7 protein-coding genes are annotated in these 13,043 nt (G+C 60.3%); 6 read left to right on the forward strand and 1 reads right to left on the reverse strand.

The window, feature by feature from the left end; all coding sequences use genetic code 11:
- Nucleotides 1-239: 239 nt before the first annotated feature.
- The 6 genes from recC (at nt 240) to HU762_RS18340 (ending at nt 11,961) form a co-directional block, all read left to right on the forward strand.
- Nucleotides 240-3,698 carry an exodeoxyribonuclease V subunit gamma gene (gene recC / locus HU762_RS18315; RefSeq protein WP_186639399.1) on the forward strand — a complete coding sequence of 1,153 codons (3,459 nt, stop codon included), beginning with the start codon at nt 240-242 and terminating at the stop codon, nt 3,696-3,698.
- A complete protein-coding gene (gene recB / locus HU762_RS18320; RefSeq protein WP_186639401.1) occupies nt 3,695-7,384 on the forward strand; it encodes an exodeoxyribonuclease V subunit beta in 3,690 nt (1,229 codons plus the stop codon). Before recC ends, recB begins: the two co-directional genes overlap by 4 nt.
- Nucleotides 7,381-9,474: an exodeoxyribonuclease V subunit alpha gene (gene recD / locus HU762_RS18325; protein WP_186639403.1), complete on the forward strand. Its 2,094-nt coding sequence runs from the start codon at nt 7,381-7,383 to the stop codon at nt 9,472-9,474. Before recB ends, recD begins: the two co-directional genes overlap by 4 nt.
- 138 nt (nt 9,475-9,612) lie before the next feature.
- Nucleotides 9,613-10,188, forward strand: coding sequence for a YfiR family protein (locus tag HU762_RS18330; RefSeq protein ID WP_186639405.1), 576 nt, complete (start codon nt 9,613-9,615; stop codon nt 10,186-10,188).
- On the forward strand, nt 10,185-11,453 hold the full coding sequence (locus HU762_RS18335) for a diguanylate cyclase (protein WP_186612217.1): 1,269 nt from the start codon (nt 10,185-10,187) through the stop codon (nt 11,451-11,453). Before HU762_RS18330 ends, HU762_RS18335 begins: the two co-directional genes overlap by 4 nt.
- A 4-nt stretch (nt 11,454-11,457) precedes the next feature.
- Nucleotides 11,458-11,961, forward strand: coding sequence for an OmpA family protein (locus HU762_RS18340; protein ID WP_186639407.1), 504 nt, complete (start codon nt 11,458-11,460; stop codon nt 11,959-11,961).
- Here the strand turns inward: HU762_RS18340 and HU762_RS18345 are convergent.
- Nucleotides 11,958-12,905: a LysR family transcriptional regulator gene (locus HU762_RS18345; protein ID WP_186612215.1), complete on the reverse strand. Its 948-nt coding sequence runs from the start codon at nt 12,903-12,905 to the stop codon at nt 11,958-11,960. The genes HU762_RS18340 and HU762_RS18345 overlap by 4 nt on opposite strands.
- Nucleotides 12,906-13,043: the final 138 nt, after the last annotated feature.

Genomic DNA, 13,043 nt, shown 5'->3' on the forward strand with positions numbered 1-13,043 from the left:
TCCCATCCCGAACTCAGCAGTGAAACGATGCATCGCCGATGGTAGTGTGGGGTTTCCCCATGTGAGAGTAGGTCATCGTCAAGATTAAATTCCAAAACCCCTATCTGCTGACGCAGGTAGGGGTTTTGTTTTGCCTGCAGGAAAGTTCTTACGACAGACACGGACAGGTCCTGGCTGTCACAGCCACCCGACAGTGCTAAGGTTCTGCCCTAGCTTTTGCACTTTTCAAGGATGCCCTTATGCCAGACGCGACGTCCCTCACCCCTGCTTTCATGGTGGTCCATGGGAATCGCCTCGATGAGCTGCGCAGCCTGGTAATCAGCCTGATGCGGCGTTATCCGCTGAGGCCTCTTGAGAATGAAATCGCGCTGGTACAAAGCAACGGCATTGCCCAATGGCTGAAGTTGGCACTGGCAGAAGATCCCCAGGACGATGACACGGGCGGTTGCGGTATTGCGGCTGCCATTGATGTGCAGTTGCCCGGCAGCTTTATGTGGCAGCTCTATCGGATGGTACTTGGCCGTGACGAAATTCCGGCCAAGTCGCTGCTGGACAAGGCTCCGCTCACGTGGAGACTGATGCGCCTCCTTCCGCAATTGATCGAACAGCCCCATTTCGAACCCCTGCGACGTTTTCTTACCCATGACACGGATTTGCGCAAGCGATACCAACTGTCTGAGCGCCTGGCCGATCTGTTCGATCAATATCAGGTGTACCGGGCCGACTGGCTTGAAGACTGGGCGCAGGGACGACATCAGACGCGAAGCGTCCGTGGTGAAGCCAAGCCGCTTGCTCCGGCAAATTGTTGGCAAGCGGAGTTGTGGCGGGCCTTGTTGCTGGATGTGGGTGAGAAGGGCATGGCTCAAAGCCGAGCAGGGGTCCATCAACGCTATATCGAGCGAATCAATGGCCTGGATGTCGCTCCCCAAGGTCTGCCTGCGCGGGTAATAGTCTTCGGCATCTCCTCGTTGCCTGCACAAGCTCTCGAGGCTCTCGCCGGTCTGTCACGATTCAGCCAGGTTCTGTTGTGTGTCCACAACCCGTGCCGCCACCATTGGGCTGACATCGTGGCCGACAAGGATTTGCTTCGCCATCAATACAAGCGGCAGGCGCGCAAGACCGGCATGCCAGAAATCCTCGACCCGCAAACTTTGCATCAGCACGCTCATCCGCTTTTGGCGGCCTGGGGGAAGCAAGGGCGTGACTACATCAACCTCCTCGACAGTTATGACGATCCAAACACCTATCGTTCGGTATTTCGCGAGGGACGGATCGATTTGTTCAGCGAGAGTGATCCCACGACCCTTCTCAGCCAGCTGCAGGATGACATCCTCGAATTGCGTCCCTTGGACGAAACCCGGGAGCACTGGCCAGCGGTCGATACTGAGCGAGACGGATCGATCCGTTTTCATATTGCCCACAGCGCCCAGCGCGAAGTTGAAATCCTTCATGATCAGTTGCTCGCCCATTTCAGCAAGGACCCGACCCTGCGCCCACGGGATATCATCGTCATGGTCCCGGACATCGACAGTTATGCGCCGCATATCCGGGCAGTATTCGGTCAGCTCGACAGGACCGACCCTCGTTTCATTCCATTCACGCTGACCGACCAGGGCCAGCGTGGACGCGACCCGCTGTTGATCGCCGTCGAGCATTTGCTCAAGCTGCCTGATAGTCGCTTCCCGGTCAGCGAAATCCTTGATTTGCTGGATGTCCCGGCATTGCGCGAGCGATTCGGCATTGACGAGGTTGACTTGCCGACACTGCACCGCTGGATCGAGGGAGCCGGCATCCGCTGGGGAATGAGCGCCGAGCATCGTGCCGGGTTGGGGTTGCCTGCGGAGCTTGAACAGAACAGCTGGCGTTTTGGCCTGCGTCGCATGTTGCTGGGATACGCGGTCGGCACCTCGCAGGCTTACGAGGGCATTGAGCCCTATGACGAAATCGGCGGCCTTGACGCCGCATTGATCGGTCCGCTGGTTGCTCTGCTGGACGCGCTTGAGGTCGCCCATCAAGAGCTTAGCCAACCGGCGTCACCCCAGGATTGGGGCGCGCGTCTGCATGATTTAATGCAGTTGTTCTTCTTGGCGAGCAACGAACATGACGACTACTTGCTGGCCCAACTGGAGGACCTGCGTGAAACCTGGCTGGAAACCTGCGATTCGGTTGGACTGGATGACGAGCTGCCTTTGACGGTCGTGAGAGAAGCCTGGCTGGCCGGGCTGGATCAGGGGCGATTGTCCCAGCGCTTCCTCGCCGGGGCGGTCAATTTCTGTACCTTGATGCCGATGCGCGCCATCCCCTTCAAGCTGGTCTGCCTGTTGGGAATGAACGACGGTGATTACCCGCGAGCGCAACCGCCGTTGGACTTCGACCTCATGGGTAGCGACTACCGACCTGGCGACCGTTCCCGGCGTGAGGACGACCGCTACCTGTTATTGGAAGCGCTGCTTTCTGCGCGGGAGAAGCTTTATATCAGTTGGGTCGGCCGCAGTATCCGTGACAACAGCGAGCGGCCTGCATCCGTATTGATCGGCCAGTTGCGTGACCATCTCGCCAGCGGCTGGCGATTGCCAGATGGCAATAGCGATGGCGAGCTTCTCGAAGCACTGACCCAAGAACATCCTTTACAACCGTTCAGCGCCCGTTACTTTTATCAGGGCGATGATCTGTTCAGCTATGCCAGCGAATGGCGCGCGCTTCACCATAGCCACGACCAGGTCGCCACGCCTCCAATGTTGGCACCCTACGTCCAGGAAGAACCCTTGGCCCTTGGTCAGTTGCAGGACTTCCTACGCAACCCTGTCCGTCATTTCTTCAGTCAGCGGCTCAAGGTGTTTTTCGAGACCTTTGAAGCTCCGCTGGCCAATGACGAACCCTTCGTCCTCGATGCCCTGCAGCGCTACAGCTTGAGTGACAGCCTGCTCGAGGCTGCTCTCGTTCGCCTCGATCAACCGGATCTGGCCTTGGAGGCTCATGCCCGGAGGTTACAGAACAGCGGCCTGTTACCCATGGCTGGTTTTGGTGAATGCATGCAGCGTGAGTTGGTAGAGCCGCTGCCTGACCTGCTCCAGCGTTACCAGCAGCTCCTGGCGTTATGGCCAACCCCGCTGACAAGCGCGTTGCCTGTCAGCCTGCAACTGAACGATGTCAGCGTAGAAGGTTGGCTCAGCGGCTTGCACCAGCGATCCGATGGTGAAGTCCTGGCCATTACCGCGATCCCGAACAGCATTGGCTCTACCAAGACCCGCAAATGGCATCGCCTGATACGCCCCTGGGTTAACCATCTCGTAGCCTGCGCCAGCGGACTTTCGATGACGACGGCATTGGTCGCCAGCGACGATAGTTTACTACTGGAGCCTTTTGAGGAGCCGGTTGCGCGAAAGCTGCTCGGCGATCTGTTGCAAGCCTGGCAGAGCGGTATGCGCCAGCCTTTACCGATAGCGGTGAAGACGGCTTTCGCCTGGCTCGGCCAGGGCGACCTGGACAAAGCCGAGGCGGCGGCTCGAAAAGCCTATGAAGGCGACGGGTTGACGTTCGAAGGTGAGCGACGCGAAAGCCCGGCGCTAGCTCGACAATATGCCGACTTCGATGCCTTGGTGGCTGACGAAACATTTCCCGATTGGTGCGATGCGCTTTACCGACCGCTAATCGAAGCCCCGTGGCGTTCATTGACCGCCGAGGAAGGACGTCCATGAGCCGGCAAATCCCTTTGGCCCTGGCCTTTCCGCTACGTGGCAGCCAGTTGATCGAAGCCAGTGCCGGGACAGGCAAGACCTTTACCATCTCGGCGCTGTACCTGCGCCTGGTATTGGGGCATGGCGGTCCGGAGAACCGGTTTGGTCGCGAACTCCTGCCTCCGCAAATCCTGGTGGTGACTTTTACCGACGCCGCCACCAAGGAACTGCGTGAGCGTATCCGCACGCGCCTGGCAGAGGCGGCGCGGTTTTTTCGCGAAGAAATTCCTGCCCCGGACTCGTTGATCACGGCGTTGCGCGACGAGTTCGATTCAGAGCAATGGGCAGCCTGTGCGAACCGGCTCGATATTGCCGCGCAGTGGATGGACGAAGCGGCTGTTTCGACTATCCATAGCTGGTGCCAGCGGATGCTGCGCGAGCACGCTTTCGACAGCGGCAGCCTGTTTACCCAGACCTTGGAAACCGATCACAGCGAACTGCTCGGCGAGGTGCTGCGCGACTACTGGCGACTGTTCTGCTACTCGATGCAGGGCGAAGCGTTGAGCTGGGTGCGCACTCATTGGGGCGGGCCCGCCGCGCTGCTGCCGCGCGTCAGAGGGTTGTTTGCCAGCGCGCGCGGCAATGGCGATGGACTTGCCCCTGCAGAACTCATCGCTGCGTCCCTGCAGGAACGCAGCGCCGCCTTGCTCGATCTCAAGGCGCCTTGGCGCCAATGGGCCGTGGAGCTATTGGAGATCTGCCAGCAGGGCGTTGCCAACAAAAGCGTCGACGGGCGCAAGATGCAGGCCCGTTACTTCGAGCCGTGGTTTCAGAAAATTACCGCCTGGGTCGAAGACGAAAGCCTTGAGCTCCTGGATATCGGCACCGGTTTCACGCGATTGACGCCCGAGGGCATGGCAGAGGCCTGGAAAGGCGAGGTGCCCAATCATCCCGGACTGGATGCCATGTCGAGCCTCAAGGCCAGCCTGGATGCGTTGCCCACCCCCGAGGCCGCAGTGTTGCAGCATGCCGCGCAGTGGGTCGGGGCGCGCTTCGAAGCGGAGAAACGTCGCCGGGCGGAGATGGGCTTCGACGACATGCTGTTGCGCCTGGACGCGGCTTTGCAGGCTGAGGGCGGGGAGCGCCTGGCGAGCTTGATTCGCGAGCAGTTTCCAGTCGCTTTGATCGACGAGTTCCAGGACACCGATCCGGTCCAGTACCGCATCTTCGAAAGCATCTACCGCATTGGAGACAATGATCCCGAGACGGGGCTTTTCCTGATCGGTGATCCGAAACAAGCCATCTATGCTTTTCGCGGTGCTGACATCTATACCTACCTGCGCGCCCGGCAAGCCACGGCTGGCCGGTTGCATACGCTGGGAACGAACTTCCGTTCCAGTCATGCCATGGTCAGCGCGGTAAACCATGTTTTCCAGAGCGCCGAGTCGCGTCCGCAGGGGCGGGGGGCTTTCTTGTTCCGTGAGCCATCGGGTAACAATCCAGTGCCGTTCCTGCCTGTCGAGTCCCAAGGACGCAAGGAGTCTTTGCGGGTCGCGGGACAGGCCGTGGCAGCCCTGAATATCTGGCACCTGGCTTCGGACCAGCCCATTTCCGGCGCGGTGTATCGACAGCATATGGCCGCTGCTTGCGCCAGTGAAATCACCGCACTGCTTAACGGTGGCCAGTCGGGGCGTGACGGATTTGTCCAGGAAGAAACAATGCGTCGCGGGATCCTGCCGGCCGATATCGCCATTCTGGTACGCGATGGCAAGGAAGCGCAGGCCGTGCGAGGCGAGTTGTCTGCTCGCGGTGTGCGCAGTGTGTATCTGTCGGACAAGGACTCGGTCTTCGCCTCGCAGGAAGCACGGGACCTGCTGACCTGGCTCAAGGCTTGCGCCGAGCCGGATGTCGAGCGACCGCTGCGGGCAGCGCTGGCCAGTATCACCTTGAATTTGCCACTGACAGAGTTGGAGCGCCTCAACCAGGATGAGCTGGCCTGGGAAAGTCGTGTCATGCAATTTCGTGGCTATCGGATGGTCTGGCGCACACAAGGCGTGCTGCCCATGCTGAGGCGCCTGCTGCACGATTTCAAACTGCCCCAGGCGCTGATGACGCGCGATGACGGTGAGCGCGTGCTAACCAATTTGTTGCACTTGTGCGAGCTGTTGCAGCAGGCTGCGGTCGAGCTGGATGGCGAACAAGCCTTGATTCGATATCTTTGCGAACACCTGGCATTGACCGGGCAAGCGGGAGAAGAACAAATCCTGCGCCTGGAAAGCGACGAGCAGTTGGTCAAAGTGGTTACGATCCATAAATCCAAGGGGCTCGAATATCCGTTGGTCTTCTTGCCGTTCATTTGCTCGACGAAACCGGTCGACGGCAGTCGGTTGCCTTTGCATTACCACGATGAAACCGGCCAGGCGCAGATCAGTCTCTCGCCTACCCCCGAGCTGATTATCAAGTCCGATGACGAGCGTCTGGCCGAGGATCTGCGTCTCCTGTACGTGGCGCTCACGCGCGCGCAACATGCGTGTTGGCTGGGTGTCGCCGATCTCAAGCGCGGCAGCAACAACCGTTCGATCCTGCATCTGTCTGCCCTGGGTTATCTGCTCGGCGCAGGCGCGCCGCTGAGCGAGTCGATGGGACTGAGGCGGTGGCTGGAAGATCTGCAACAAGGCAGCCAGGCGGTGAGCTGCCTGGAGATGCCGCAGCCCAGCGCCGAACACTACCGGCCCGCCCGCAACGACGCGTTACTGCTCGAGCCGTTGTTGCCCGTGCGTAAGGCCAGTGAAAACTGGTGGATCGCGTCCTATAGCGCATTACGCTTCGGCGACAGCCTCAATGCGGGTAGCGACACCGCACCGGAAAATCCGCAGGCGCAGAAGCTGTTCGATGACGAGCGACTCGACCCGGACGCGCCGAGGGAAGCTGTCGCTGCCGGCGGCGATATCCACCGCTTTCCCCGCGGCCCCAACCCCGGCACTTTTCTTCACGGACTTCTGGAGTGGGCCGCCGGCGAAGGCTTTCCAACGACGCCGGCGATCATCGAGGACGCCATTGCCCGGCGCTGCAATCGTCGGGGCTGGAACGGCTGGATCAATACGCTTGGCGATTGGTTGCTGCACCTGATCACAACGCCTTTGCCGAGCGGTGCGGGCCAGGCTCCGGTGGTGTTGGGGCAGCTGGAACGATACCAAGTCGAGATGGAGTTCTGGTTCGCCAGCCATAAGGTCGACGTGCTCAAGCTCGATGACCTGGTCTGCCGATCGACCCATGGTGGCGTGGCTCGCATCGCTGCGGAGCCGGTGTTGCTCAACGGTATGTTCAAGGGCTTCATCGACTTGACCTTCGAGCACGACGGTCGTTATTACGTGGCCGACTACAAATCCAACTGGTTGGGTATCGATGATGCGGCCTACACCGAGCAGGCCATGGAGCAATCGATCCTGGACAATCGTTACGACCTGCAATACGTGTTGTACCTGTTGGCCCTGCATCGCCAGCTCAAGGCGCGCTTGCCCGACTATGACTACGACCGGCACGTGGGTGGCGCGTTGTACATCTTCCTTCGCGGAACGCGCGCAGCCAGCCAGGGCGTGTACTTCACCAAACCTCCACGAACCCTTATCGAGCAACTCGATCGCCTGTTCCAAGGGGCGCCCGAACCCAAGGCCGAGCCGGCGTGGGTGCAGGGAGAATTGTTATGAGTCGTTCTTTTGCCGATCTGCTGCCCAAGGCGTCCGATGACGAGAGCCTGATGAACCTGGCGCCCTTGGGGCACGCCAATGACCTGTTACTGTTGCTCACGCGGTGGGTGGAGCGCGGTTGGCTGCGGGCACTGGACAAGGCTTTTGTCGCGTTTCTCCATGAGTTGGCGCCTGATGACGACCCGCTGGTCTTGCTTGCCGCGGCACTCACCAGCCATCAACTGGGCCACGGGCATGTCTGCCTGGACTTGTTCGAGACACTCAAGGAGCCGGATTTTGCACTGTCATTACCCCCGGAAGGTGACCTGCAAAGCGGGGTATTGCTGCCGTCCCAGGTGTTGCGAACCTTGGAGGGTGCCCATTGGTGCAAGGTCCTGGCATCCAGCCGGCTGGTAGCCCTGGCTGTCGATAAGGGCGAGGAGGCGCAGCAACGCCCGTTGGTACTGTCCGGCAAGCGCCTTTATTTGCGTCGTTACTGGGGATACGAACGACGGATCGATGAAGCGTTGCGCCAGCGACTGGCCGAACATGAAACTGCTCCCGCTGACCTGGGCGAGCGCCTGGCCGGGTTGTTCGGGCCGGCCAGCAAGACAGGACCGATCGACTGGCAGAAACTGGCCTGTGCGTTGGCGACACGGAGCGCCTTCAGCATCGTCACCGGTGGCCCGGGCACCGGCAAGACCACTACGGTCGTGCGCCTGCTCGCCTTGCTGCAGGCACCGGCCGTCGAGGCTGGAAAACCGCTGCGCATTCGCCTGGCCGCACCGACCGGCAAGGCAGCGGCACGCCTGACCGAGTCCATCAGCCAGCAGGTCCGCACGCTGGATGTGACCGATGCCGTGCGCGAACGCATTCCCTGCGAAGTCACTACGGTCCACCGGTTACTGGGCAGCCGTCCCGGTACCCGACATTTTCGTCATCATCGAGGCAATCGATTGCCACTGGATGTATTGGTGGTCGATGAAGCGTCGATGATCGACTTGGAAATGATGGCGAATTTGCTGGATGCGCTGCCGACTCATGCGCGGTTGGTATTGCTGGGGGACAAGGACCAATTGGCTTCGGTAGAGGCCGGTGCGGTACTGGGGGATTTGTGTCGGGATGCCGAGGAAGGCTGGTACAGCCCGCAGACCCTGGCCTGGCTCGAGTCCGTCAGCGGGGAAGACCTGACGGCCAGCGATCTGAAGCAGGACCTCGATGGCGCTCACCCCTTGGCCCAGCAAGTGGTGATGCTCAGGCATTCGCGGCGTTTTGGCGAGGGCAGTGGTATCGGCCAACTGGCTCGCAGGGTCAATGCGCAACAGCCTGAGCAAGCCCGTCAGTTGTTGTCGCAAGGCCAATATGACGACCTGTTTACCCTGGCCTTGAAAAGCGAGCACGACGGGACGCTTGAGCGTTTATTGCTCGACGGCCTGCCAGCCGGGCCACAAGGATATCGGCATTATTTGAGCGTGATGCGGCAACTGCGCCCGGCCATTTCTCGCCCGTTGGAAGATCACTGCTGGGCCGATTGGGCGCGGGATGTCCTGTCGGCGTTCGACGAGTTCCAGCTGCTTTGCGCCGTACGCAAAGGTCCGTGGGGCGTCGAAGGGCTGAATCTGCGAATCACCGCCGCACTGCTCAGGGCTCGCCTGATCGAAAATGATCACCTGTGGTACGAGGGGCGTCCGGTATTGATGACCCGCAACGACTATGGGCTCGGATTGATGAACGGCGATATCGGCATTGCCCTCAAGCTGCCCGAGCGTGACGGGCCTGACGCGGGCAAACAGGTTTTGCGGGTCGCCTTCCCGCGTAACGATGGCCAGGGTGGCGTGCGTTTCGTACTCCCCAGCCGCTTGAATGACGTGGAAACCGTGTACGCCATGACCGTACACAAGTCCCAGGGCTCGGAATTCACCCACACGGCATTGATTCTTCCCGATGCGTTGAATCCGGTATTGACCAAGGAACTGGTGTATACAGCCATTACCCGGGGCAAGCGCTGGTTCAGCCTGATAGAGCCGCGGGCGGGAATATTCGAAGAGGCGGTCCGGCGCAAGGTCAAGCGCTTGAGCGGATTAATGTTGGAATGGGAGCAGGCTGAATGAATGATCAAGCTATAGCGGTGCAAAGTCTCGACCATGAAACGCCTGTTTTTTGTCGGAAGCCCCTATAGGCCATCGTCTCGCTGGCTTTTTGACACTGTGTTATCGTTCCGGCTCGTATCTACAACCAAGAGATTGTCCATGACAACGACGCTATGGGAGACAGTTCGCAGGAAGCGATGCCGGCATTATTTGCCTGCTGCTCTCTTGTGTTTGCTGTCGCCTGTTGCTGTCGCCCAAGATCCACCGTCCACGACCCGAGCCGACCTGCGAGCCGAGGCGGTTGCACAAGTCGTGATGGGCATACTCAGCTATGCTCGCTGGCCTGTGGAGCCAACGCAGCTGCAACTGTGCATCGTCGGGCCGACCCAATATACGGACGATCTTGTCAAAGGCACCATCCAGGCCACCGGTCGGCCGGTGGTCGTGCAGCGAGTGCTGGCGGACCATCCAGGCATTCCCACCGACTGCAACGCCGTCTACATCGGCCAGCTGACCGGCGATGAACGCGCCCGCCTGTTTGCCTCTTTGATCGGTAAACCGGTGTTGAGCATCAGCGAGGGCGGCGATCAATGCACTGTCGGCAGCCTGTTCTGCCTGCGGGTCGGTGATGAACAAGTGTCGTTCGAGGTCAATCTCGATTCGGTGGCCCGCAGTGGCGTGCGTATCCATCCGAGCGTGCTGCAGCTATCACGCCGCAGGCCTGCCGCACCATGAATTCGTCCAAACCACGGATTCGTCCTACGTTGGGCTCGGTCATCGGGCGCGGTCATTTGATCGTCGCGCTGGTGGCGATCACCATGGCCAGCGTTTCCCTGACGTTGCTGGGTGTGCTTGCCTTGCGGGTCTATGCCGATCACAACTTGCACCTCATCGCCCGTTCCATCAACTACACCGTGGAAGCCGCCGTGGTGTTCGATGACGCGGCTGCCGCCACCGAAGCGCTTGCCTTGATTGCCAACACCGAAGAAGTGGCCGATGCCCAGGTGTTCAACGAGCACGGTCGACTATTGGCCCACTGGCAGCGACCGGAAACCGGCCTGTTGTCGGAGCTGGAAATGCACATCGCCAAGGCCTTCCTGGAAAAGCCCATCAGCCTGCCCATCGTCCATCAAGGGCAGAATGTCGGCAGGATCCTGCTGGCAGGACATGGCGGCAGCCTGTTGCGTTTTCTGCTTAGCGGCCTGGCGGGGATCATTTTATGCACGGCGATCAGCGCCTGGGTCGCGCTGTTTCTGGCGCGACGTCAGTTGCGGGCGATCACCGGGCCTCTGCGCAGCCTGGCTGAAGTGGCTCACGCCGCGCGCTGCGAACGCGTCCTGGACCGTCGGGTGCCGCCGGCGGACATCGCCGAGCTGGACAATCTGGGCAATGACTTCAATGCGTTGCTCGCTGAACTTGAGTCCTGGCAGACCCATTTGCAAAGCGAGAACGAAACCCTGGCCCACCAGGCCAGCCACGACAGTCTGACGGGGTTGCCGAACCGAGCGTTTTTCGAGGGCCGGCTGATCCGTGCGTTGCGTAATGCCAACAAGCTCGACGAGCAAGTGGCCGTCCTGTACCTGGACAGTGATCGTTTCAAGGGTATCAATGACAACTTTGGGCACGCCGCCGGTGACGCGGTATTGACTGCCGTCGCGACCCGGGTCCGAGCGCAGCTGCGCGAGGATGACCTGGTGGCGCGCCTGGGCGGTGATGAGTTCGCCGTGCTGTTGTCGCCCTTGCACAAGATCGAAGACGCCGAACGTATCGCGGAAAAAATCATCGCCAGCATGGAGATGCCAATTCAACTGCCCGGCAATGCCTCGGTCCTGACCTCCCTCAGTATCGGCATTGCCGTTTACCCAGAGCATGGCGCCACGCCCGGCGCCCTGCTCAGTGCCGCCGACGCGGCGATGTACCAGGCCAAACGCCTCGCCCGAGGCGGCCAACACACGGCGGGGTCGGAGCACTCGGTCGCGGATCTTCAAACCAGGAGCTGAATGCATGCTTTCAAATTCTCGTTTTCCTCTGCTGCGTTACGCGGCATTTTTATGCATCGCGATTTTTACCCTCACCGCATGCCAGACGGCACCGCAGAAAGGGCTTTCCCCGGCGCAAATAGCGGTCCTCAAGGAGCAGGGGTTCAAGTTGACTGACGAAGGCTGGGCCTTCGGTCTTTCCGGCAAGGTGCTGTTTGGCAGCGACGTCGAAAGCCTCAACCCGGCCAGTACCGAGATCGTCGAACGGATCGGCAAGGCACTGCTGGGTGCAGGTATCGAGCGCGTACGCGTCGATGGCCATACCGACGCATCAGGCTCCCAGGCCTACAATGAACAATTGTCGATACGACGGGCCAACAGTGTCGGCAAAGTCTTGATCGGCGTCGGCATGCGCGAAGAAAACGTTCAGTCGCGCGGCCTCGGCAGCAGCCAGCCAGTCGCCTCCAACGACACCGCCAACGGTCGCACCGAGAATCGTCGCGTCGCCATCGTGGTCATCGCCGACTAGTCGGCGAATACCATCTCTCGGCTGGCGCCCATCAGCAATGGCTGGTTCTGTTCGGTCACCTCGCGGATGTAATCCCACAACAGGGTAATCCGCTTGAGCTTCCTCAAATCCTCCCGGCAGTACATCCAGAACTGCCGGGTCACGGTGATTTCCTCTGGCAGTACCGGCAGCAAACGCGGGTCTTGGGCGGCCAAAAAACACGGCAGGATTGCCAGCGACCGGCCTTGCTGCGCCGCCACGTATTGCGCGATCACGCTGGTGCTGCGCAGATGCGCATGCGCGCCGGGAAGCACGTTGGCCAGGTAGAGCAGCTCGGAACTGAACGCCAAATCGTCCACATAGCTGATGAACGAATGCTTGCCCAAGTCTGCCGGACGGTGAATGGGCGGGTGGTTGTCCAGGTATTGCTGGGTGGCGTAGAGCTGCAGCCGGTAGTCGCACAGTTTGCAGCATACATACGGGCCGTGTTCGGGGCGTTCCAGGGCGATGACGATGTCGGCTTCGCGCTTGGACAGGCTGATGAAGTGTGGCAGCGGCAGGATATCGACGGAAATCGCCGGATAGGCGTCGACGAAGTGGCTCAACTGCGGCGTGACGAAGAAGCTGCCGAAGCCTTCGGTACAGCCCATGCGCACATGACCGGACAGCGCCACTCCTGAACCCGACACCTGCTCGCAAGCCATGTGCAGCGTGCTTTCGATCGACTCCGCGTAACCCAGCAACCGTTGGCCTTCGGCGGTCAGGACAAAACCGTTGGTCCGGGATTTCTCAAACAGCAGCGTGCCCAGTGATGTTTCCAGCGAGCTGATGCGTCGGGACACGGTGGTGTAATCGACAGCCAGCCGTTTCGCCGCCGTGCTGGCCTTGCGGGTGCGTGCCACTTCGAGGAAAAACTTGAGGTCGTCCCAGTTCAGCGAACCCAGGGAGGTGATGTTTTTTTGCATGATGGACCGGTTTTTATGTGCGTTCTTATTAGAAGTTTGCACATCTATACTCCAAAAACCGTCTCGTCACCAAGGTGTCTGTGTACCTTGGTCTTTGCTGAACCAGCGCTCTCTTATAAGAACAATCCCGGAGGCCGG

Source organism: Pseudomonas sp. SWRI92, assembly GCF_014268685.1.
Lineage (GTDB): Bacteria > Pseudomonadota > Gammaproteobacteria > Pseudomonadales > Pseudomonadaceae > Aquipseudomonas > Aquipseudomonas marvdashtae.